At 69.2% G+C, this 22,034-nt stretch carries 26 protein-coding genes; 18 read left to right on the top strand and 8 right to left on the bottom strand.

The features are described from left to right. Window positions 1-397: 397 nt before the first annotated feature. From IMZ11_RS10930 to IMZ11_RS10870, 13 genes are all read left to right on the top strand, one after another. Window positions 398-925, top strand: a complete 528-nt coding sequence (locus IMZ11_RS10930; RefSeq protein ID WP_228640253.1) for a SigE family RNA polymerase sigma factor — start codon at window positions 398-400, stop codon at window positions 923-925. Beyond that, window positions 922-2,121 carry a hypothetical protein gene (locus IMZ11_RS10925; protein ID WP_228640251.1) on the top strand — a complete coding sequence of 400 codons (1,200 nt, stop codon included), beginning with the start codon at window positions 922-924 and terminating at the stop codon, window positions 2,119-2,121. The genes IMZ11_RS10930 and IMZ11_RS10925 overlap by 4 nt, the downstream gene beginning before the upstream one ends. Before the next feature lie 296 nt (window positions 2,122-2,417). Beyond that, entirely contained in the window at window positions 2,418-2,744 is a 327-nt protein-coding gene (locus IMZ11_RS10920; RefSeq protein WP_228640247.1) for a PadR family transcriptional regulator, read from the top strand. After that, window positions 2,741-3,097 carry a DUF1048 domain-containing protein gene (locus IMZ11_RS10915; RefSeq protein WP_061258500.1) on the top strand — a complete coding sequence of 119 codons (357 nt, stop codon included), beginning with the start codon at window positions 2,741-2,743 and terminating at the stop codon, window positions 3,095-3,097. Before IMZ11_RS10920 ends, IMZ11_RS10915 begins: the two co-directional genes overlap by 4 nt. Window position 3,098: 1 nt before the next feature. Next, window positions 3,099-3,425: a DUF1048 domain-containing protein gene (locus IMZ11_RS10910; protein ID WP_061258499.1), complete on the top strand. Its 327-nt coding sequence runs from the start codon at window positions 3,099-3,101 to the stop codon at window positions 3,423-3,425. 673 nt (window positions 3,426-4,098) lie between these two features. Further along, the gene (locus IMZ11_RS10905) at window positions 4,099-4,434 is read left to right on the top strand and encodes a PadR family transcriptional regulator (protein ID WP_228640245.1); all 336 of its coding nucleotides are present in this window, start codon (window positions 4,099-4,101) and stop codon (window positions 4,432-4,434) included. Continuing rightward, window positions 4,431-4,844: a DUF1048 domain-containing protein gene (locus IMZ11_RS10900; RefSeq protein WP_228640243.1), complete on the top strand. Its 414-nt coding sequence runs from the start codon at window positions 4,431-4,433 to the stop codon at window positions 4,842-4,844. Before IMZ11_RS10905 ends, IMZ11_RS10900 begins: the two co-directional genes overlap by 4 nt. Beyond that, entirely contained in the window at window positions 4,844-5,608 is a 765-nt protein-coding gene (locus tag IMZ11_RS10895; RefSeq protein ID WP_228640241.1) for an ABC transporter ATP-binding protein, read from the top strand. The genes IMZ11_RS10900 and IMZ11_RS10895 overlap by 1 nt, the downstream gene beginning before the upstream one ends. A 9-nt stretch (window positions 5,609-5,617) precedes the next feature. Beyond that, a complete protein-coding gene (locus tag IMZ11_RS10890) occupies window positions 5,618-6,379 on the top strand; it encodes an ABC transporter permease (protein WP_061258495.1) in 762 nt (253 codons plus the stop codon). A gap of 35 nt (window positions 6,380-6,414) precedes the next feature. Continuing rightward, a complete protein-coding gene (locus tag IMZ11_RS10885; RefSeq protein WP_228640239.1) occupies window positions 6,415-7,623 on the top strand; it encodes a cytochrome P450 in 1,209 nt (402 codons plus the stop codon). Window positions 7,624-8,028: 405 nt separating this feature from the next. After that, window positions 8,029-9,390: a serine hydrolase gene (locus IMZ11_RS10880; RefSeq protein WP_228640237.1), complete on the top strand. Its 1,362-nt coding sequence runs from the start codon at window positions 8,029-8,031 to the stop codon at window positions 9,388-9,390. 336 nt (window positions 9,391-9,726) lie between these two features. Beyond that, on the top strand, window positions 9,727-10,338 hold the full coding sequence (locus IMZ11_RS10875; protein ID WP_228640235.1) for a TetR/AcrR family transcriptional regulator: 612 nt from the start codon (window positions 9,727-9,729) through the stop codon (window positions 10,336-10,338). Further along, window positions 10,335-11,246 (top strand): SDR family oxidoreductase, encoded by a 912-nt coding sequence (locus tag IMZ11_RS10870; protein ID WP_228640233.1) that lies wholly within the window; start codon window positions 10,335-10,337, stop codon window positions 11,244-11,246. Before IMZ11_RS10875 ends, IMZ11_RS10870 begins: the two co-directional genes overlap by 4 nt. 71 nt (window positions 11,247-11,317) lie before the next feature. On the opposite strand, the gene IMZ11_RS10865 is transcribed toward IMZ11_RS10870, so the two are convergent. Continuing rightward, window positions 11,318-11,803, bottom strand: coding sequence for an FBP domain-containing protein (locus IMZ11_RS10865; protein WP_228640230.1), 486 nt, complete (start codon window positions 11,801-11,803; stop codon window positions 11,318-11,320). A 79-nt stretch (window positions 11,804-11,882) separates the two neighbouring features. On the opposite strand from IMZ11_RS10865, the gene IMZ11_RS10860 reads away from it, so the two are divergent. Continuing rightward, window positions 11,883-12,479, top strand: coding sequence for a TetR/AcrR family transcriptional regulator (locus IMZ11_RS10860; RefSeq protein ID WP_228640228.1), 597 nt, complete (start codon window positions 11,883-11,885; stop codon window positions 12,477-12,479). A gap of 77 nt (window positions 12,480-12,556) precedes the next feature. Here IMZ11_RS10860 and IMZ11_RS10855 read toward each other — a convergent pair whose 3' ends face one another. The 3 genes from IMZ11_RS10855 to IMZ11_RS10845 are packed head-to-tail and all read right to left on the bottom strand — an operon-like array spanning window position 12,557 to window position 14,535. Next, window positions 12,557-13,222: an alpha/beta fold hydrolase gene (locus tag IMZ11_RS10855; protein WP_228640226.1), complete on the bottom strand. Its 666-nt coding sequence runs from the start codon at window positions 13,220-13,222 to the stop codon at window positions 12,557-12,559. A gap of 48 nt (window positions 13,223-13,270) precedes the next feature. After that, window positions 13,271-14,395 carry a YbfB/YjiJ family MFS transporter gene (locus IMZ11_RS10850; protein ID WP_228640223.1) on the bottom strand — a complete coding sequence of 375 codons (1,125 nt, stop codon included), beginning with the start codon at window positions 14,393-14,395 and terminating at the stop codon, window positions 13,271-13,273. After that, on the bottom strand, window positions 14,392-14,535 hold the full coding sequence (locus IMZ11_RS10845; protein ID WP_228640221.1) for a hypothetical protein: 144 nt from the start codon (window positions 14,533-14,535) through the stop codon (window positions 14,392-14,394). Before IMZ11_RS10845 ends, IMZ11_RS10850 begins: the two co-directional genes overlap by 4 nt. A 77-nt stretch (window positions 14,536-14,612) precedes the next feature. On the opposite strand from IMZ11_RS10845, the gene IMZ11_RS10840 reads away from it, so the two are divergent. Beyond that, window positions 14,613-15,212: a TetR/AcrR family transcriptional regulator gene (locus IMZ11_RS10840; RefSeq protein ID WP_228640219.1), complete on the top strand. Its 600-nt coding sequence runs from the start codon at window positions 14,613-14,615 to the stop codon at window positions 15,210-15,212. Between the two features lie 18 nt (window positions 15,213-15,230). Here the strand turns inward: IMZ11_RS10840 and IMZ11_RS10835 are convergent, their stop codons facing one another. The 4 genes from IMZ11_RS10835 to IMZ11_RS10820 all read right to left on the bottom strand — a co-directional run bounded on the left by IMZ11_RS10835 (window position 15,231) and on the right by IMZ11_RS10820 (window position 19,260). Continuing rightward, complete coding sequence (locus IMZ11_RS10835; protein ID WP_228640217.1) at window positions 15,231-15,881, bottom strand: response regulator transcription factor; 651 nt, start codon at window positions 15,879-15,881, stop codon at window positions 15,231-15,233. Beyond that, on the bottom strand, window positions 15,878-17,143 hold the full coding sequence (locus IMZ11_RS10830; RefSeq protein WP_228640215.1) for a sensor histidine kinase: 1,266 nt from the start codon (window positions 17,141-17,143) through the stop codon (window positions 15,878-15,880). Before IMZ11_RS10830 ends, IMZ11_RS10835 begins: the two co-directional genes overlap by 4 nt. 82 nt (window positions 17,144-17,225) lie before the next feature. Continuing rightward, window positions 17,226-17,585 (bottom strand): hypothetical protein, encoded by a 360-nt coding sequence (locus IMZ11_RS10825; RefSeq protein WP_228640213.1) that lies wholly within the window; start codon window positions 17,583-17,585, stop codon window positions 17,226-17,228. 157 nt (window positions 17,586-17,742) lie between these two features. Beyond that, the gene (locus tag IMZ11_RS10820) at window positions 17,743-19,260 is read right to left on the bottom strand and encodes a DUF1349 domain-containing protein (protein ID WP_228640211.1); all 1,518 of its coding nucleotides are present in this window, start codon (window positions 19,258-19,260) and stop codon (window positions 17,743-17,745) included. A 139-nt stretch (window positions 19,261-19,399) separates the two neighbouring features. Between IMZ11_RS10820 and IMZ11_RS10815 the strand changes: the two genes are divergently transcribed. From IMZ11_RS10815 to IMZ11_RS10805, 3 genes are all read left to right on the top strand, one after another. Further along, window positions 19,400-20,062, top strand: coding sequence for a response regulator transcription factor (locus IMZ11_RS10815; protein ID WP_228640209.1), 663 nt, complete (start codon window positions 19,400-19,402; stop codon window positions 20,060-20,062). Further along, entirely contained in the window at window positions 20,059-21,174 is a 1,116-nt protein-coding gene (locus tag IMZ11_RS10810) for a HAMP domain-containing sensor histidine kinase (RefSeq protein ID WP_228640207.1), read from the top strand. The genes IMZ11_RS10815 and IMZ11_RS10810 overlap by 4 nt, the downstream gene beginning before the upstream one ends. A gap of 372 nt (window positions 21,175-21,546) precedes the next feature. Continuing rightward, window positions 21,547-21,975, top strand: coding sequence for a DUF6069 family protein (locus IMZ11_RS10805; RefSeq protein WP_228640204.1), 429 nt, complete (start codon window positions 21,547-21,549; stop codon window positions 21,973-21,975). Window positions 21,976-22,034: the final 59 nt, after the last annotated feature.

Below are 22,034 nucleotides of genomic sequence, written 5' to 3'. Positions count from 1 at the left end.
GTGACGGCCTCAGCTGTCCGAGTCGCTGAGTTCGCACAGATCGAGTGTCAGGCCGGAACCAAACCATCACCGCCGACGACCTTCTCTCAGGCGACCTGCACCAAGCACTCGACTGTGTGCACCGCGATCCCGCTGCGCACTAATTGAACCAACTCAGGGCCTGCGCATCCGCTGGGAGATCCGAGACAACATCCACGAGGCCTTCATGACCCTCGCCGCCGCGATTATCTGCTGGCGACGCCTCACCCGCTGATCATTCTGCTAGGAGCCCCAACTAAGTACGTGGCCATCACGTGGCATCACTGTTCAGTGCACCAAGACCTGGAAAGAGTCCTGGCCGATCCGGCCCAACCTTTCATCCACTCGCCGACGTCGGTAACGGGCGAGAGGAGTTTTCTTGGACCACAATGACAGCTTCCGTGAGTTCATGGCCGCCCACCAGCGGTCGCTGATGCGAACGGCGTACCTGCTCACGGGAGATGCCCACCTCGCCGAGGACCTGCTGCAGAGCGTGCTGATCAAGGTGCTCGGGCGCTGGCCCAAGCTGGCCAACGTCGCCAGCCCTCAGGCATATGCCCGAAAGGCGCTGGTCAACCAGTACATCTCCTGGCGCCGTCGGCTGGTCAGGACGGCCGAACTGCCGAGCGCCGAGCCGCCGGAGCGGTCTCACTCCAGCGAGGAGTCCACGATCGTCCGGCTCGCCATGCGGCAGGCGCTCGCTCAGCTGCCGCCCAGGCAACGGGCGGTGATCGTCCTGCGTTACTACGAGGACCTCACCGAGCATGAGACCGCGAAGCTGCTGAACTGCTCGATCGGCACCGTCAAGAGCCAAGCCCACCACGCACTCGCCCGGTTACGGGCGCTCGCGCCGGAGCTGGCGCCGAAGTTCGCCGAAATGGAAGACCTGAAGGGAGCACAACGATGACCTGGCTGCGAGACGCGCTGAACGACATGGCTGACGATGCGCCCCAGGTGGACCTGACCGAGCGCACGATCAGAACCCGCGAGCTGCGGCGGCGCAGGGTCGTCCCGATCGCGGCGGCCGCCGCGGTCATCGCCATCGCGCTCGCCGCGACGGCAGCCGTACGACTGCTGCCGGCGGAGCCGGACGCGGCCACCGAGCCCGGGAACGGGACGGTGACCGACCTGCCCGCACGCGGGGTGGGGTCGCTGAGCCACGCTTATATGACCCTCTGCCAGCCGGAGGACGGCAAGGTGCCGCCCGGGTGCGTGGACGGCGGTTGGCGGGTGGTCACCCGGAGCGGCAAGACCTACCGGGTGGCGCAGGCATTGCGCGGTTCCGACTCCGGGCGAACAAGCCCCCTGGCGATCAGCCGGGACGGCCGCAAGATTGTCTACTACGACGCCGAGGCCGGCACCTTCGCGGTGCGCGACCTTGCCTCCGGAGCGGTACTGACGGCCCCGACGAAGGTGCCCAGAGCGTGGCTCGGCAGCATCGCCCATCTCCTGCTGTCAGACGACGGCCGCTTCGTGGCATTCACCAAGAGACCGCCGCTGAAGGACCCGGCCATGCTGTTCGACATGCGCGAGCGCATGGTCAGGCCGTTGCCGAACGGCTGGAACCCCATCGGTCTGTCCCCGGGCGGCGACACGATCACCCTGGCCGAGTACGCGCCCAAGACGCGGCTGCAGACCATCAGCCACCTCTGGCAGACGTCCACGGCGGGCAACGCGAGGACCGTCGACGTCGCTGGGCACTACCTGGTCGGCGGGCTCGGTCCCGATGGGAAGAGCATCGTCGCGGTGGAGCGCGTGGAGGTCCCCGGCACCGGATGCTTGAGAAGCGGTGACGATCTTGTGCACCTGGACCGGGAAACCGGCAAGGTGCTCCGGAGGGTCCCCGTGCGGGGCCTGTCCATGACCGACAATCTTGTCTATCTGCGCAGCTGGACCGGCCCTCAGGAGATCACCGCCCTCGCCAGGCCCTTCGCGTGCAAGGAGAGCGACGTCGACGCCCCTGCCCCGAGCTTCGACCCTCCGTACGTTCCCTTCACGGCCTACGCGGTGAACGTCAAGACCGGCAAGGCCAGGAAGCTCACCACCTACACCGCTCAGCACTGGTTCAACCTCGTGCTCCCCGGCTTCCCCGGGACGCTGTGACGGGAGGGAACGAGTCAGGCGCGGCGCCGTTCGGCGTCGGCCGGCACGCTGGGCGCGGCCCAGTGCTTCTTGACCAGGCACCCGTTCAGCCAGGAGGCGACCGCGGCTCGGTTGCGATTCCACGTCGCGGGTTCGCACTCGCCCCACAGTGCGGTGAGCGCGTCGCCGATCTCGTCGTCAGTGACGTCGACCAGGCGACGGGTACCACCGCCGAGTTGGGCGACGGTTCACTACTCTGTGGTACCGTGTAGTGGTACTCGGTATTACAAAGTACCAGGAACCGAAGAGGACCCACGATGGACGACCTGACGGAGATGCTGAAGGGCACGCTTGAGGGCTGCGTGCTGGAAATCATCGGCAGCGAGGAGACCTACGGGTACGCCATCACGCGTCGGCTGAACGAACTCGGCTTCACCGACGTCGTCGAGGGGACGGTGTACACCATCTTGCTGCGACTGGAGAAGAACGGGCTCGTCCAGGTGACGAAACGACCGTCCGGGGTGGGCCCGCCGCGCAAGTTCTACGCGCTCAACGACGCGGGGCGCGAAGAACTCGCGAGGTTCTGGGCGAAATGGGAGTACGTCTCCTCACGGATCGACAAGCTCAAGGAGGGCGGCAGATGAACTTCTGGGAGACCATGACAGGCAGCGATCTCACCAGGGAATGGAAGGCGTTCGAAGCCCGAGCCGAGGCGTTGCCGGCCGACTACCGGGCGGCGTGGGAGAAGATCAAGGGTCACCTTTTTCCCTACGCGGACTTCACCGGCCGCAACCTGATGCCGATTCTCGACAATGCTCTGGGGCTGCTCGAAGAGACAGCGTCCGATGGGCAGAGCATTCACGAGGTGCTGGGTGACGACATCGAGGGTTTCTGCGCGGCGCTGGCCGGCGGCGAAGGGGCTCGGAGCCATCGCGACCGGTGGCGCGAGCAGTTGAACAGGAACGTCGCAAGGAAACTGGGCCGGCTGGGAGGCTGACGTGGGCATCCAGGACATCATCGCGGGCAAGAAGCAGTGGCGGGCGCACATGGCCCGGGTCAAGGCGCTCCCGTCGGACTACCAGATCGTCTACAAGGAGATTCAGAGGTACCTCTTCAAGGTCGGACCGATCGACCTGCCTGACGGGCGCCTGCTCTCAGGGATCGTCGATTTCTTCGAGGAGGGCGTCGCGGCCGGAAAGGGAGTCCTGGAACTCATCGGCAACGACGTCGCCGCCTTCTGCGACGACCTGGTCAAGGACTCGCGCACCTACGCGGACATCTATCAGGAGTCCATCAGCGGGAAACCCGGCACGGCCGGGAAGTAACACCTGTCGCCGACCCAAGGCGCCGGCGGGCGCCGGGCTGTGCGGTAGAGCAGTAGGACCGGGTAGCCGCTGAAGTCGGACCTTGGTCGGCGCCGGAGGGGCGATCGTGGAGCTCTCGCAGTCCGATGGCCACGTGCGCGTCTTCCGCGAGAAGGCGCCGTTCCGTTGGACGGACCCCCAGGGGGTGCTTGAACACCCTCCCGAGGCCGCGCCTGTCGTAGCAGAGCGCGGCTGAACGGGATCCCGATCCGCGACGACATCGGGGAAGATCCCGTAAACGCCGAACCGCCCCTTGGGAGGCGTGCCAGGCCGGCGGATGCCCCGGCGGTGCGCAGGCCTGCTGCGGTGTCGTGTCGGCGGCCGTGTCAGCACGGCGACGGCCTGGTATCAGCGCTTTCGGTGATGGTGGTTGCCATGAACCGTTCAGCGATCGCGCACTCATGGTCGCGGGCGCTCCCGCCTCGTCCGCGACGATCGAACTCTCCAGTGGGCCGACGAGCCCGTCTTGGCCCAAGGGATGCCGGACGCGCTCACGAACAGCGATCATGCCGCCCGCACCCACACGCGCAATCCTCCGTTTTACATCTCAGCTATTCGGTGTTGCTAGGTACCAGTAGTAAGTGTTACTTTGTACCGGTAGCTAGCGTCACAAAGTAGCTGAAAGAGGAGTTCCATGGGCAAGCTCGTGACGGAGATGCTCAAGGGAACGCTCGAGGGCATCGTCCTGGCGATCCTGTCCGGCCGGCCCGCGTACGGCTACGAGATCACGGCGTGGCTGCGAGAGCAGGGCTTCTCCGACATCGCCGAGGGCACCATCTACGCGCTGCTGGTCAGGATCGAGCAGCGCGGCCTGGTCGACGTGGAGAAGGTCCCGTCGGAGAAGGGGCCGCCGCGCAAGGTGTACTCCCTCAACGCTCAGGGACGGGAGTACCTCGAAGAGTTCTGGCGGACCTGGAGCTTCCTGGCCGGCCGGCTCGAACAGCTCCGCAAGGGAGGCAAGCAGACATGACTACAGGATCAAACGAGCCCAAGAGCCGCTACCTGCAGTACCTGGAGATCGTCACCGGATCACTGGAGGAGAAGAAGCGCTACCGGCAGTACAAGGCACGCATCAGGCAGCTTCCCGAGAACTACCGCATCGCGGTCGAAGCACTGGAGCGGTACCTGATGCACTTCGGGCCGGCCGACGGCGCCGGTGCGATGGCGATGTACGACGACCTCGCCGAGCTGTTCGAGCAGGGCGCTGCGGACGGCACCCCGATCCGCGACATCTTCGGCGCGGACCCGGTGGAGTTCGTCGAGGCGTTCATGGCCAACTACCCCCTCGGCCAGTACAGGACCCGGGAGCGCAACCGCTTCACCAGCGCCATCGCGCGCGCCGCCGGCGAGAACACCACGACAAAGGACAGGACAGAGTGATGACGACCCAGCAAGCTGCGGCGATCCAGGTGCAGGGCCTGGAGAAGGCGTACAAGGAACTGCGGGTGCTGCGCGGCGTGGACTTCGACGTGGCGCGGGGCAGCATCTTCGCCCTGCTCGGCTCCAACGGGGCGGGCAAGACCACGGTCGTGAAGATCCTGTCCACGCTGCTCAAGGCCGACGCGGGGACGGCCCGCGTGAACGGCTTCGACGTCGCCACGCAGGCCGCGGACGTACGGGAGTCCATCAGCCTCACGGGGCAGTTCGCCGCCGTCGACGAGATCCTCACCGGGCGGGAGAACCTCGTGCTGGTCGCCCGGCTGCGACACCTCAAGAGTCCGGGCGAGATCGCGGATGGCCTGCTCGCGCGTTTCTCGCTGACCGACGCGGGCGCGCGGAAAGTGTCGACGTACTCGGGTGGCATGCGCCGCCGCCTCGACATCGCGATGAGCCTCATCGGGAATCCGCCGGTCATCTTCCTCGACGAGCCGACGACCGGGCTCGACCCCCAGGCGCGCATCGAGGTGTGGCAGGCCGTCAAGGAACTCGCCGACCAGGGCACGACGGTGCTGCTCACCACGCAGTACCTGGACGAGGCCGAACAACTCGCCGACCGGATCGCGATCCTCCACGAGGGCCGGATCATCGTCAACGGCACCCTGGCCGAGCTCAAGCGACTGCTTCCGCCCGCCAAGGTCGAATACGTCGAAAAGCAGCCGACCCTCGAGGACGTCTTCCTCACCCTCGTCGGCACGAAGGCATAAGGAACAACGATGAGCAAGCATTTCTTCGGCGACACCGCCGTCCTGCTGGGACGATCCCTGCGCCACATCACGCGCAGCCCGGACACCATCATCACGACCGCGATCATGCCGATCGCCATGATGCTGATGTTCGTCTACGTGTTCGGCGGTGCGATCAGAACAGGGTCGGATTCGTATGTGAATTACATGCTGCCCGGCATCCTGCTCATCACGGTCGCCTCCGGCATCGCCTACACCGCGTACCGGCTGTTCATGGACATGAAGGGCGGGATCTTCGAGCGCTTCCAGTCCATGCCGACCGCGCGGTCATCGGTGCTGTGGGCGCACGTGCTGACCTCGCTGGTCGCCAATCTGATCTCGCTCGTGGTCGTGACGCTCGTGGCCCTGCTCATGGGCTTCCGCTCCTCGGCGGGAGTGCCGGCGTGGCTGTCGGTGGCGGGCATCCTGATCCTCTTCACCCTGGCGTTGACCTGGATCGCCGTCATCCCCGGCCTGTCCGCCAAGACCATGGAAGGCGCGAGCGCGTTCTCCTACCCGCTCATCTTCCTGCCGTTCCTCAGCTCGGCGTTCGTGCCCACCGACACCATGCCCGGCCCGGTGCGCGTCTTCGCCGAGAACCAGCCGGTGACCTCCATCGTCAACGCCATCCGCGCCCTGTTCACCGGGCAGCCGGTCGGCACCGACATCTGGATCGCCCTCGCCTGGTGCGTCGGCATCCTCATCGTCGCGTACGGCTTCGCCATGACCACGTACCGCCGCAAGATCTCCTAGGTCGGTCGCGTGTCTGCACATCGAAAGGAAAGCTCATGAACGATTTTGTCCATACCCTCACGGCGATGCCGGCGGCGCGTCAGCCCGGCTGTCCCTTCGACCCGCCCAAGGAGCTGATCGAGATCCGCGAGCACGGCCCGATCAGCCGATTCACCTTCCCCGACGGGCACCAGGGCTGGCTGGTCACCGGGTTCGACCTGGTCAGGGCGGTGCTGGCCGACCTGCGGTTCAGCTCGCGCAAGGAGCTCATGCGCCACCACCCGACCGTCGACTACGGCGACATCGAGGTCCCCCCGGCGCCGCCCGGCGAGTTCCTGCTCATGGACGAGCCCCAGCACAGCCGCTACCGCAAGCCGCTGGTGGGCAAGTTCACCGTACGGCGGATGCGGCTGCTCACCGAGCGGATCGAGCGGATCACCGCCGAGCACCTGGACGCGATGGAGAAGGCCGGGCCGACGGCTGACCTGGTGACCGCCTTCGCCAAGCCCATTCCCTCCATCATCATCTGCGAGCTGCTGGGCGTGCCGTACGAGGACCGCGGCCGTTTCCAGGAGAACATCGACACGTTCCTCGGCGGGGAGGCCGGCGACGAGGAACTGGTCGCGGCCTACATCGCGACCCAGCACTACCTCGCGGAGCTGGTGGCCGCCAAGCGCGCCAACCCCACCGACGACGTGCTCAGCGACCTGCTCGACAGCGACCTGACCGATGAGGAACTGCGGGGGGTGGCCCTGATCCTGCTGTCGGCCGGGTTCGACACCACCGCGAACATGCTGGCGCTGGGCACCTTCGCGCTGCTGCGCAACCCGGAGCAGCTGGCCGCGCTGCGCGCCGAGCCCGCGCTCACCGACGGGGCCGTGGAGGAGCTGCTGCGGTATCTGAGCGTCGCCAAGACGTTCATGAGGACGGCGCTGGAGGACGTCGAGTTGGGCGGCCAGACCATCAAGGCCGGTACGGCGGTCATCCTGTCCTACGGCACCGCCAACCGCGACCCCGAGCGCTTCACCGACCCCCACGTGCTCGACCTGCGCAGGCAGGACGGCGGGCACCTGGCCTTCGGTCACGGCATCCACCAGTGCCTGGGCCAGCAGCTGGCCCGGGTGGAGATGCGGGTCGCGCTCCCCGCGCTGATCAACCGCTTCCCCACGCTGCGGCTGGCCGTACCGGCCGACGAGGTCGCCCTGCGCCCGGAGACCGCCGACATCTACGGCGTCAAGAGCCTCCCGGTCACCTGGGACGCGTAACCACGAACCGATGACAGGCGAGGGTTCGTACGGGCCGGACGCTTCACCTCCTAAGCATCACTCGCGCGATGCTGACCAGCGCCTGTCCCATCCCGTGCCCCCACAGGTCGGGATGTTCACTGCGGATTCACCGCGACTCACGGGAATCTCGTGCCGCGCCCGAACAGTCGGGACACGCTTCATCAGCGGCCTCCCCCTGAGCGGCGCCACCCAGTACGAGCCGGAGCGAGACGACGGCCTGGGGCTGACGGCCGGGTCGCCTTTCGCCAGAAACCGCTCGTGCTCCTCGCACACCGCTCTTGCCGTGCCGTTCAGTAACGCGGACCGTCCCGGTCGACCAGAGCGAACGTCTTCTCCAGAAGTCTCAGATCTCTGAGTTTCAGCTCTCTAGAAAGGAATCCCAGCATGGCAGACACAACAAGCGGGACACCCGAACAGGGACACGTCGGGCGTCGGACCGTGTTGAGGGGCGTGCTGGGCGCCGGCGCGCTCGCCGGCGCACATGCCGCCCTCGGCGGCCGCGCCTACGCCTCCGTGAGCGGTGGTGGTGGCGATGGCGAGCGCGGTGTCGAGCACGGCTGGGGAAAGGTCGCCGACGCGTTCCGTGCGAACTTCAGAAACCTGGGCGAGGTCGGTGCGGCGTGCAGCGTCTACGTGGGCGGCCGCCCCGTGGTCAACCTGTGGGGCGGCCTGGCCGATCGCGAGGCGAATCGGCCGTGGCGCAGGAACACCATCGTCCAGGTGGCCTCCACGACGAAAGGTGCCACCGCCATCTGTGCCCACATGCTCGTCCAGCGCGGTGAGCTGGATCTGGACGCCCCGGTGGCCCGGTACTGGCCGGAGTTCGGCGCCGCTGGCAAGGAGCAGATCCCGGTGCGCTGGTTACTGTCGCACCAGGCCGGTCTGCCGATCGTCGACGGGCCGCTGACCTTCGAGCAGGCGTGCGCCTGGCACCCGGTCATCCGCGCGCTCGAAGTGCAGAAGCCGCTGTGGCAGCCGGGCACCGAGCACGTGTATCACAGCGTCACGTACGGGTTCCTGGTCGGGGAGGTCGTACGCCGCATCACCGGCAAGTCGCTCGGCACGTTCTTCGCCGAGGAGGTGGCCGCCCCTCTCGGGCTGAGCGCCTGGATCGGGCTGCCCGAGAAGGAAGAGAAGCGGGTGGCCCGGCTCCACGATGCCGCCCCGTTCAGCGTGGAGGAGCTGCTGGCCGGGCTGATCGCGACGACCGGACTCGATGCGGAGACGGTCACCGCCTGGGTGAACGCCGTGTGGGCTCCGGGTTCGGTCCAGGCCCGCGCCGGCGAGCTCGGCGGCGCCTTGACCGACCCCGAGGTCTACGCCACGCGTGCCTGGCGCGCGGCCGAGTTCCCGGCCGCGAACATGCTCGCGGATGCCCGATCGGTGGCGCGGATGTATGCCGCCACGGTCAGCGACGTCGATGGGGTGCGGCTGCTCGAACCGTCGACGGTCGAGAGGATGACCGTCGTCCAGACCGACAGGACGCCGATGCACGGACTGCCGCCGGGGCTGAACCTCCCGGCCGACCGCTCCTTTTACATGTCGCTCGGGTTCTGGCGGGCCTGCCCGCCGATGCCGCTGACCGGGCCGGCGGCGTTCGGTCACCCGGGCTCCGGCGGATCGATCGGCTTCGCCGACCCCGATGCCGGTGTCGGCTTCGCCTATGTGACGAACCTCTGGAACTATCGGCCCGACGACCCGCGGGCAGCGAACCTGGCCAAGGCCGTCCGCTCCTGCCTCGGATGACGACGGCCCTCGTGGGGGTGGGGCACCGGATACGCCAGAAAAGGGGGCCGTGGCCACGCGTAATCGCTGGTCAGATGTGGTGCCCAGCCCGCCACTCCCCCGCCTCGGTGAGCGCCCGGTACACCGAGGCGACCGAGGGGGACTTACCCGCGTTCTTGCCGGTCTTCGTTGGATTTTCCGCGATTGCTACCGGGCCCCAGATGGTGGCCAGACGTACGAGCTGACCAGGAGCTGACCATCGGCTCCTCGGCCACGCGGCGGACATCCCGGCTTGCGATATGGCCCGGGGGCCGATTTAATAAATGAACAGGCATTTATTAATGAGGGGAAGCAGTGGTGGCAGGACGTCCTCGAGGGATCGACGACGCGGCGATCTTGCGCGCGGCGGCCGAGGTGATCGGCAGGGTGGGCCCCGCGAAGCTCACCCTCTCGGTCGTGGCACGCGAGGTGGGGCTGGTCCCCGGCACGCTCGTGCAGCGTTTCGGGTCCAAGCGCGGCCTGCTCCTGGCGCTGGCCGAGCATTCCGCGAAGTACGCCGACGCACAGCCCGAGCGTGTACGGCGGGAGCACCGTTCGGCTCTCGCCGCCCTGGAGGCTCTGGTGACGGAGTCGATGGCCCAGATGGCCACGCCCGAGAGCTTCGCCAACCATCTGGCGTTCCTGTGCATCGACCTCACGGATCCGGAGTTCCACGAGCACGCCCTGGCCGTTCATCTGGCCCAGGGTCGGGCGATCGAGGCACTGCTGGCGGAGGCCGTGTCGGCGGGCGAGCTTCGCGCCGGAACCGACGCCGCGGCCCTGGCTGGGACCGTACAGGCGATCGTCGCCGGGGCGGGCCTGACCTGGGCGCTCGACCGTCAGGGCACGCTGGCGCAGCGGCTCCGGCGGGAGGTCGCCACCGTGCTGTCCCCTCACCTGAACGACAGCACCGATCGGGAGGAATCATGATGTACGACGCACCGCCACTCGCCGGAAAGGTCGCCCTGGTGGCCGGGGGCACCCGGGGCGGAGGGCGGGGCATCGCCGTCGAGCTCGGCGCCGCGGGCGCGACGGTCTACGTCACCGGCCGCAGCAGCGCCGCAGGACGCTCCGACCTGGGGCGTGCGGAGACGATCGAAGAGACGGCGGAGCGGATCACCGCCGCAGGCGGCGTCGGCATCCCGATCCGGACCGACCACAGCCGCCCGGATGAGGTCCGCGCCCTCGTCGACCGGATCGCGGCCGAGCAGGATGGGCGGCTGGACATCCTGGTCAACTCCGTGTGGGGCGGCGACCCGTTGACCGACTGGGAGCACCCGCTCTGGGAGCAGGACCTGGACACCGGCCTGCGGCTGCTGCGTCAGGCGGTCGAGACCCATGTGATCACCAGCCGTCACGCGCTTCCGCTGATGGTCACGTGCCGGACCGGTCTGGTCGTGGAGGTCACCGACGGCAACACCGCCCGCTATCGCGGGTCGTTCTTCTACGACCTGGCGAAGGCCGCGGTGATCCGCCTCGCCGTCGCGCAGGCGGCCGAGCTGAAGCCGTACGGCGTGGCGGCCGTGGCGATCACGCCGGGTTTTCTCCGTTCCGAGGCGATGCTCGACCACTTCGGGGTCACCGAGGACAACTGGCGGGACGGCGCGGCGAAGGACCCCAACTTCGCCCACTCCGAGACACCGGCGTACCTCGGCCGGGCGGTCGCCGCGCTGGCCGCGGATCCCGACATCATGCGCAGGACCGGGCGGGCGCTGGCCACCTGGGATCTGTACAAGGAGTACGGGTTCACCGACACCGACGGCACGCAGCCGGATTTCGCCGCCCACTGGGCCTCCGCCCTGGAGGCCGACTACGGACCGCTCGGCGAGCCGCTGTAACGGCGTCGCACCCCCGACGCGCGCGGCCGGACGCGATGGGGACGTCGATCACTGGGTCACCTTCTGGTCGATCACTGGGTCACCTTCTGGAGGAACTCGGTCACGTTGACCGCGGTCCTGTCGATCTTCTCTTCGAGCGTGAGTGACTCGGGCATCCGCCCACCTGGCCCGACGTCCTTCTTGCCACGCAGGTAGAGGGAACAGGCCAGGTCGGTGCAGATGTAGGCCCCCACGGAGTTGCCGTCGCCGCTGGTACGGCGGGCGGTCAACAGCGCCACGCCATCGCCGGTGTGCATGGTCAGGCAGAGCGAGCACATGCTGCGCCGCGCATGTCCGGCATGCGGGGTGGCCCGTCGCAGCGCCACCCCGACCAGCCGGTCACCGTGCTCGGCGACCAGGTAGGCACGGCCGGGGAATGAGGGGTCTTGCCAGCCCAGAAAGTCCAGGTCGTCCCATGGCCGCGCGTCAAGGTCCCTGGGTATGACGAGGCGTTTGGCCTCGCCCTTGGTGCAGTTGACGAAAGAGGCGCGGATCTCGCGCTCGGAAATCGGTCTCATAGCCGAAAAGCTAGCCGCCGTATTTTGCAGCAGCAACTCATTATGTATATTGCTAGGAGTCCTAGGAAGCAGGGTGCCCATGGCGCGTGCCGGAGTGACCGTCGAACGGCTGGCCGAGGCGGCGGCCGAACTGGCCGACGAGGTGGGATTGGAGAACGTCACCGTCTCCGAGCTCGCGCGCAGATTCGGCGTGAGGGACGCGAGTCTGTACTCGCACATCAGGAACGCGCACGAGCTACGGGTTCGGGTGGCCGTACTGGCGCTGGCCGAGCTCGCCGACCGGGTCGCGACGGCGCTGGCCGGCCGGGCGGGCAAGGACGCACTGGTCGCCTTCGCCAACGCCTATCGCGACTACGCCAAGGAACACCCGGGCAGGTACACGGCGATGCAGGTCGAACTCGACCCGGAGACCGCTGCGGCGAGCGCGGCGCGCCGGCACTCGGACATGACGCGGGCGATCCTCCGGGGCTACTCACTGGCGGAGCCCGACCAGACCGACGCGGTCCGGTTGCTGGGCAGCACCTTCCACGGGTTCGTGAGCCTGGAACAGGCAGGCGGCTTCCGCCATCATCCTCGCGGCGCGGACGAATCCTGGAGCCGGGTGCTCGACACCGTCGACGTCGCGCTCCGCAACTGGCCGGCGCATACGGGCGACGCCGACGCAGGCGCCCCATGACGGGGCGCCTGCCGTCCGAAGGTGTTTCCAACGCCCGGTCCGCAGGAGAGTCGCCGGATCTTGGGTGATCAGCGAGGTCAGCCGACGTCGAGCAGGATCTTCAGCACCTCCAGCGGCGCGTCCCGCATGAGGTTGTGCCCGCCGTCGAGCGCGTACGTCGTCCACGCGGAATCCTCGCGCAGCCGTTGGTACACGGAGGTGAAGGGCGATTCGCCGTCCCACCCGGCGGCGTACGCGTAGATCCGGCGCCGGACCTGCGTGAGGTCGCCGGCCAACCGGATCGGCTGGAACAGCGAGGCGAGCGGGTGGGCTGTGGCCCGGGTGTCGAAGAACGGCAGTGGTCGTACCCCGTAGCCGCTCGCGGTCACGTCCGTGTACCACTGTCGCTCGCGATCGGTGACCAGGCTCCAGCAGGAGTCGCCGTCACCGGGCACCATGGCGTCCAGGTACACCAGGGCGTTCACCCGGTCGGGCATGCGGTCGGCGACCCCTGTGATCACCATTCCCCCGTAGCTGTGACCGACCAGCACGGCATCGTGGATGTTCTCGGCCGCCAGTACCCCGGTCACGTCCTGAATGTGCGTGTCGAGATTCACTCCGCCATGCAGCAGGTGGCCGCGTTCGCTGAGTCCGGTCAACGTCAGCGGGTGGGCGCGGTGTCCGTGGGCGCGCAGCCCTTCGGCGAGTTCGTCGAAACACCAGCCGCCGTGGCACATGCCGGGGATCAGAACGAAGGTTGTCATAGTCGTACTCCTTATGGTTGTCGAAGTGGTTGTCGAACAATCCGGGGGTCAGGGCGTTGCGGCCACGCGCGAACGACTCGCGGTCGCGGCGATCAGGGCGGCCCCGGCGCACAGGATGGCGGTCCAGGCCAGGGTGGCGCCGGTGAAGGTGTGATCGGCGAGGAGCCCGGCGAGCCACGGTCCGGCGGTCTGACCGGCGGCGAACACCGTGGTGAAGGCCGCGAGCGTGGCCGTCCATTCCGCGGGCGGCGTGTTCGCTTTGATGAGCGCGGTGACGGCGGCGGGCACGCTCATGAACGTCGCCCCGTAGACGACCGCGGAGGCCAGGATGACCGGCAGTGCCGAGGACGCCAGGGCGAGTGCCGCTCCACCGGCGAGGAGCGCGAGCAGCGCGGCGAGGGCCCTGCCGCCGGGCCAGTCGGTGATGGGCCGACTCCAGAGGAAAGGCGCCAGCACGACGGCCAGCCCCAGCACCGTCCAGGTGAGCGTCACCTGCGCGATCGACGCGTGCCGGTCCGCGAGGTAGGCGGACAGGAAGGTGATGTACGTGATGTATCCGGCGGCGAACAGCAGGTAGGCCAGGGCTATCCGCCACAGCGGAAGCATCCGCACCGTGCCGGCCGGGGCGTCTTCACCCTCATCGGTACGTGCGGCGGACCAGCTGACCAGCGTCGCGAGACCCGCGGCGACGCCGAGGCCGGCGCACGCCAACTGCCAGTGATCACCCAGCGCCGGGATGGTCGCGCCGCTGAACACGATGCCCAGCCCGGTACCGGCGAAGTAGACGACGATGGGCGTGCTGGAGGCGATGTCGGTCGCGATGCGCGCCGCGATCACCCCACCGCTGATGAACACCAGCGCCCCTGCCATCCCGGCGGCGGCCCGCGCGGCCAGCTGCGCCGGAAAGTCGCCACTGACCGCGGTGGCGGCCAGTGCCACCGCGGTGAGAACCATCCCCCAGCGGAAGGCGGCGGTGGCGCCGAGCCGGCGCTGGACGGCGGGCGTGACCAGCGCGCCGACCAGGTAGCCGAGCCCGTTGGCGGCGCTCATCACCCCGGCTTCGGTCAGGCTCCAGCCCAGGTCGTCGCGCATGGCCGGGATGAGCAGGCCGTACGCGAACCGCGCGAGCCCGAGCGCGGAGGCGGTGCCGAAAGCCAGCCGCAGCGCTCTCATAGGTACCGCAGGGGCGCGAGCCCGGCCGGCCGCCACGATTCGCCGGCCGCGTCCATCTCGGCGACGAGGAAGGTCATCGCGGGCGTGGTTGCCGAAATGTCCGGGTCACCCGGCGGGTCGGCGGCAAGCTGGTCTGTCATCGAAAGCTCCAAGGTCGAACCGATCGGTACGATCTCGACGCTAGCATCAGATCGAACCGAGCGGTACCATCTCTCTCATGCCAGTCGCGAAAGGGTCGACGATCGACCCGGCCTGCACCCGCGCCACCATCGTCGAAGCGGCCATGCCGCTGCTGTACGAGCGCGGACTCGACGGCGTCGGCGTCGCCGAGCTATGCGCCCGCGTCGGTGTGTCCAAGGAGACCCTCTACCGGCACTTCGGCACCAAGGACGGGCTCATCGAGGCGGTTCTCCACAAGCGCAGTGAACAGGTGACGCGGTGGCTGGCCGGGGCAGCCGCTGCCGCCGGGGACGATCCCCGCGACCAGCTCGCCGCGGTGTTCGACGCCCTGCGGCAGTGGTACGACGAGCCGGTGTTCCGCGGGTGCGCGATGCTGAACGCGGCCGCCCAGCACCATGTCGAGGCCGTACGCGCCATCACCGCGCGTCATCTCGACCGCTACCTGGAGCTCCTGACCGGCATCGCCGAACGAGCCGGAGCCGCGGATCCGCACCTCCTGGGGCGGCAGCTGCTCATCCTGGTTGAGGGCGCTACGGTCGTCGCCGCGCACCACAATGTGGTGGGCGCGGGCGATCACGCCCGCCAAGCCGCCCTCACCCTGCTGTCCGCCGCCTCCCGGACCGGCCCTCCCGCCTAGACAAGACGGGGGGACGATTCACGGACGCTCGGGAGCAGCGAGCAGGCCGCGGTTGTAACCTTCCGCGACCGCGGCGGCACGGTCGTTGACGTCGAGCTTCGCGTAGATGTTGAGCAGGTGCGTCTTGACCGTGGCCTCGGTGATGAACAGCCGGGCGGCCGCCTCCCGGTTGGTGTGGCCTGCCGCGACCAGGCGCAGCACCTCCAGCTCGCGCCGGCTCAACGGGCCGGTCGACGGCGCCGGGGCGCGCAGCCGGCTCATCAGGCGGGCGGCGACCGACGGTGAGAGCGCGACCTCGCCGCGGGCGGCCGCGCGTACGGCGCGCAGCAGCTCGTCCCGCGGCGCGTCCTTGAGCAGGTAGCCGGTGGCGCCGGCCTCGATCGCGGGCAGTACGTGGCTGTCCGTGTCGTAGGTGGTCAGCACGAGAACCCGGGCCGGCACGCCGCGCCGGGTCAGCTCGCCGATCGCGGTGACGCCGTCCATGCCGGCCATCCGCAGGTCCATCAGGATCACGTCCGGCCCGAGCGCCTCGGCCAGCCGGACCGCCTCGGCCCCGTCCGCCGCCTCGCCGACCACGGTGAACTCGGGGTCGCGGGCGAACATGCTGCTCAGCCCGTCCCGCACCACCGGGTGGTCGTCGGCGACGAGCAGCTTGATCGGGTCACTCACGAAAACACCTCCGGCGCCTCGGCGGGCAGGCAGGCCGAGATCCCGGTCCCACCTCCCACCTCCGATTCGATCTGCAACGTGCCCGACAACGCCTCGATCCGCTGCCGCATCGCCACCAATCCGAAGCCCCCGTCGCGCTCGACCCGGGCGGTCGGGTCGAAGCCGCGGCCGTCGTCGCGGACGTCGAGGGCCACCTGATGGTCCATGTAGGAAAGGGTGAGACCGACGCGGCCGGCGGTGCCGGCATGCTTGGCGACGTTGGCCAAGGCCTCCTGGGCGATCCGTAACAGGGCGACCTCGGCCTCCGGGCGCATGCTGCGGGTTTCGCCGGTGATGGTGACCTGGGCCGGGATGCCGTGGCGGGCCGACCACGTGGCCGCCACCTCGGTGACGGCGTCGGCCAGGCGGCCGGTCTCCAGCGGCTCCGGGCGCAACTCGTTCACCGAGCGCCGCGCCTCGGTCAGGCTCTCCCGGGCCAGCGCGGTCGCCGCCGCGTGGTGCCGGCGCCACGCGGCGGGGTCGTCGGCCGCGTGCTCGGCCGCCTGCAACTGCGTGACGATGCCGGTGAGGCCCTGGGCCAGCGTGTCGTGGATCTCCCGGGCCATCCGGGCCCGCTCGTCCATGACGCCGGCCGCGCGGGCCTGGTCGACCAGCCGTTCCTGCAGCGCCGCGTTTTCGGCCAGTGCCGCGGCCAGCCGCGCGTTGGCCTCCCGGGCCTCGCGCAGCGCCGCCTCCCGGGAGGCGTAGTACCGCGCGCCGATCTCGCCGATCCAGGCCAGCAGGCACATCGGCGCGATGTTGACGCCCAGGATCCCCAGGTACTCCAGTCGGCCGACCCAGGAACCGGTGTCCAGGCCGGCCGACTGAGCCGTGCCGGCCACCACCCCCACGCCGGCGATGAAGTACAGCTCACGCGGCCAGCCGATGATCCGGTACGCGTAGAAGTACAGCGCCGGCGTGTATAAGCCGAACCACGGATTGCGCAGGACCATGACCAGCCCGAACAGGATCAGGCCGGCCAGGAAGACACCCATCACGCCGATCCGGTCACGCCATGCCGGATGCAGCGTGAAGAGCGCAAGGGTCCACACCGCGGCCGCCGCGCAGAGCGCGAGGTCGATGGCGAGGGAGCCCGGCTGGTCGTGCTTGAAAGCGATGGTCAGGGCGGCCATGACGGCCAGCAGCACGTACGGGACCACGGTGACCATGGGTCGCAACCGCTGTTCCCAGCCCGCCGGCCCGGCCATCTGCCAACTCTGCATCGCGCACCTACTCCCAGCGGAACAATCTAGCCGCCACAGCCTCCCCGGCTTTTGTGGAGGTTCTCCACCTCGATCACCGCACTCACGGCCGGACCGCCCGGCGCCGGTTGATCTGCACGACCACGGCCAGCAGGAGCAGGCCGCAGACGCCCTGCTCGAGCTTGAACCAGAGCGGGAACGTGCCGGGCAGCGCGATGATCACCACGATCGCGACCAGCATGACGGCGGTGACGACGCGCAGCCGCAGCAGCATCCGGCGGTCGCCGCGGGCCGCCCGGACCGCGAGGAACAGCGTGACCAGCGAGGCGGCGGCGACGATGCTGCCGCGGATCCAGACCGCGGCGGTGACCATCGTCGCGTCGTGCCGGAACACGATCACCGCCACCAGCGTCAGCAGGCTGACCGTGGCGTACCCGCTGATCAGCCAGACCACATTGCGCATTTCAGTATGCCTCCGTCTCTTCGTTCGCCGACGGGAATCAGCGTCGCAACGGAGGCGCCTCATGCGGATCGCCCGATCTTCCGAGCGGGCGGTGGAATCGGCCACTCGCTCACACGGTGGAACGACTCCACCGATCGGTGGAGTCGGATCGGTGGAGTCAGAGGGATGTGCGGTGTACGGCTATCGCCGCCCCGAGGGCGAGGGCGGCATATCCGCAGGTCACGCCCAAACCCGCCCATGGCGTGAGCGGGTAATAGCCCCCGACCAGTGACGGGCCCACGTCCACATGCGCGAACGTGGGGACGCTCTGCGTGATCGCGAACCCGGCGGCAGGGGTGATCGTCAGCAGCCACGGCGCCACGCCCGCGGTCGCCAGCAGGTAGGGCACGACGACCAGCGCGATGGCCAGCCCGACGGCGACGACGGTCCGCTTGACCAGCGCGGCGAGGCCCAGAGCCAGCACGGCGGCGGCCGCCGTAAGCGCCGCGTAGCCGACGATCACCCGCGACTCGGTCGCCAGGGTGATCGGCTGGATCGGGTTCTGATTCGCACGCAACATCGCCAGGCCGACAGGGACCACGACCCCCGAGGTCACCAGCCCCGCCACGAACGCGACCGCGCCGACCACCGCGGCCTTGGCCACCAGCAGCCGCGCCGGGTGCGGCGCGACCGGCGGGCCGGTCCTGATCAGCCCGCGCCGGTGTTCCCGTGTGAAGAACATGACCGCCACCATGAGCACCGGGATCAACCCCACGGCCCCGCCGATCAGCATGAGGTCAGCGCGCACACCACCCTCCACCGTGGCGGGCCCGATGTCACCACCCCCGGTCACGATGAGCTTGTCGCCGGACTCGACGACCCCGCCCGGGTGATGCGGGGTCGTGCCGTCGGACTCCATGGAGACGCCGACGTCGTCGCGGCGCCACGAACCGTTCGCGCCCCGCGGCGTGATCTGGTCGAAGGTGGCGGTGGCCTGGGCGAAGGCCTGCGCCATATCCCACAGCGCGCCTGGCGAGGTGGCGAACAGCCCGATCTCGACCGTCTCCGGCAGCCCGGTCAGCTTGACCGTGCTGACCTCGGTCCACGTCTTGCCGTCGTCTGACTCGTAGCCGCTGATGGTGTCGCCCGACCTGGTCAGCCGCAGCCACTGTGGGCCATTGTGAGGACCGCCGGCCACGTCGTGGATGTAGTTGTACTGCATCCGCACGCCGTGATCTCCAGTGAGCATGACGGCGGCATACGGTGTGCCCTGCTTGAGGCTCTGCCTGACGAGGAGCCCGGCCTTCGCCCACGGCACCACCCCCTCCGTGACGTTGCGCACCCCGGGTACGGCGTCCGGCAGCCGGATCTGCCCGGTCATGTCCGACACACGGGCGGTGATGCCGCCGTTCCCCTTGAGCGGCTGGTGCACGAAGTAGTACTTGTCCCTGACCGCCGTGCCATCGGGTCCCAGCAAAGGCGCGGGGCAGGGGCCCTCACCCTTCCCGGTCACGCACGTGCTGCGGACGCCCCCGGCGATCAGCAGTCCGAGCGACACGGTGACCAGCACGGAGAACGCCATGGCGAGCACCCGGCCGCGCCCGGTGCGGAACGTGGTCCACTCCGCGCGCAGCATCCGGGAGAAGCCGTCCCGCTCGACCCGTCGGCTGGATCGGTAAGGCCTGAATGGATTCATGCCGACGGTTGTACGGGGGACCCGGTTCCAGCCGGGTCGCAGCCGCTGCGACCCGGCTGGAACCGGGGATCTGGCATCGTGAAGACATGGCACCCCAACCCGGCCGACCCGCCCGCACGACGACCGGCGGTGGGCGGCGGTGAGGGTCCTCGTCGTCGAAGACTTCGAGGTCCTCGCCCGCTCCATCGGAACCGGGCTGCGCCGCGAGGGAATGGCCGTCGACGTCGTCCTGGACGGAACCGCCGCCCTCGACCGGCTGGCCGTCACCCGCTACGACGTGGTGATCCTCGACCGCGACCTGCCCGGCGTCCACGGGGACGAGATCTGCCGGCGACTCGCCCACGACCGCTGCGAGAGCCGCATACTGATGCTCACCGCCTCCGGCACGATCGAGGACCGCGTCGACGGGCTCAGCCTCGGCGCCGACGACTATCTGCCCAAGCCGTTCGCGTTCGCCGAACTGGTCGCCCGCGTCCGTGCACTGGCCCGCCGCGCCACCCCGCCACTGCCGCCCACCCTGGCATGCGGGGACGTCACCCTCGATCCGGCCCGCCGCATCGCGTCCCGGGCCGGTCGGCGCCTCGACCTGAGCCCCCGGGAGTTCGCCCTGCTCGAATGCCTGCTCGCCGTACCCGGCCTGGTCATCTCCGCCGAGGAACTGCTGGAGCGCGTCTGGGACGAGGCCGCCGACCCCTTCAGCAGCGCCGTCAAGCACACCATGCACCGGTTACGGGCCAAGCTCGGCGACCCTCCCGTGATCGAGACCATCCGCGAAGGCGGCTACCGCATCGGACCGTCATGACCACCCGGCGGCTCGCCAGAAGGTCCTTGCACAAGCGGCTCGCACTCGCCTACGCGGCGGGTATCTACGCCGCCGGAGTATTCGTGCTCGTCCTCGTCGACATTCCGCTCGCCAGCATCCAGGCGACCAGACCCAACGGCCCTCCCCCATCGACCACGGTCACCGCAACCGGGCCCGGGATCAGCCTGCCCCAACTCCTCGCCGGATCCGCCGTCGCCCTGGTCGTTCTGATGCCCATCGCCCTGGCTCTCGGCTGGTACGTCGCCGGCCGGTTCCTGCACCCGCTGCGCGCCATCACCGCCACCGCCAAAATCATCTCCGCGGGCAACCTCCACCGGCGCCTCGACCTCGGCGAGCCCACGGACGAGCTGACCGAACTCGGCCACACCCTCGACGACCTGTTCGCCCGCCTTGAAGCCTCCTTCGACGCCCAGCGCCACTTCGTGGCCAACGCCTCCCACGAGCTGCGCACCCCTCTCGCCGGCCTGCGCACCCTCCTCGAGGTCGCCCTCGCCGACCCCGACGCCGACACCGACACCCTGCGCTCGGCCTGCCAGGAGGCCCTCGCTCTCGGCGCACACCAGGAGCGGCTCGTCCACGCACTGCTCACCCTGGCCACCAGCGAACGCGGCGTCACCCGCTGGGACACCCTCGACCTCGCGCACATCGTCGAAGGACTGCTCGCCTCCCGCCGCGACCAAGCAACGGAGACGGGCATCGACCTCGCCGAACACCTGGCGCCCGCAGTTGCCGCCGGAGACCCGAAACTGATCGAAAGCCTCGTCGCCAACCTCATCGACAACGCCATCCGCCACAACCACCCAGACGGACACGTCCAGATCACCACTCAGACCTCCGGCACGCAGGTCGCCCTGACGGTCACCAACACCGGGCCGGTGATCCCCGGCGACCAGGTCCAGCGCCTGTTTCAACCCTTCCAAAAACTGGCTTCCCATCGTCACGGTCGCCGCGACGGCTACGGCCTCGGCCTCGCCATCGTCAATGCCGTCACCCACGCTCACCACGCCACCCTCACCGCCAGCGCACGCCCCGAAGGCGGCCTGTCCATCACCGTGCGGTTCGCGCACGGATCTCATCCGGACCTTCCCTGACGTCAGAGGACGACCACGTAGGAGCCCCCGACTGTGGCCGGGGCGCACGTGCTGCCAGAACAGCGGGGTCAGGCCGCGCCGGTCGGCCGGGGTGAGCAGGCCGGCCCATTCGGGTTCGGCCGGCACGTCCTGCGACATCAGGGTGTCGACGCGCGTGGCCCCGCTGTTCCCGCCCGGCATGCGCACCACATCGACCAAAGTCGTAGCTCGGCTCTACCGGGGTCGAACTCGCCGCGGCCACGCGTCCGATGCGGCGACCACCTCTCGACGGCGACGCTGTTGCGCGTGAACCACACGGGACCGGCCGCGGACGCCATCAGTGGATGGCCACGAGAAGGGCCGCCCGTCCTCCAAGTAGAGAGAGGAAAAGGCGTGCTACGCGAAACCACTTCCACTCAAGCCGTACCGGGGCGTACCGGCCGCACCGCCCCCCGGCGGGCACTGACCGTGGCCGGAGCGACGGCCGCGGCACTCGTTCTCTGGACGCTGGCCGGCCCGGTGGCCGGCATCGGACTGACCGTCCGACTCGACGGGGCGATCCAGTCCATCGGGGCGGGTTCGGTCGCCGCGGCGAGCCTGGTCGTCGGTCTCGCGGCCTGGGTGTTGCTCGCGTTACTGGAACGCGTGCTGAAGCGGCCGGGTCTGGCCTGGACGGTCATCGCGATCGTGACGCTCGCGCTGTCGCTGACCGGACCGCTCGCCGCCGTCGACACCGCGAGCATGGTGGCGCTGGGCGGCATGCACCTGATCGTGGCCGCGGTGCTCATCCCGGGCCTGGGGCGCTCGGCGAAGGCCGGATGACCGTTCCCGACCGGCCCCGCCGTCATCGCGCACGGCGGTTGACCGTCGCCCGCCTGGGT

Origin of the sequence: Microtetraspora sp. AC03309, assembly GCF_020826795.1 — a bacterium.
GTDB lineage: Bacteria > Actinomycetota > Actinomycetes > Streptosporangiales > Streptosporangiaceae > Microtetraspora > Microtetraspora glauca.
This window is presented reverse-complemented; position numbering and strand designations above follow the sequence as displayed.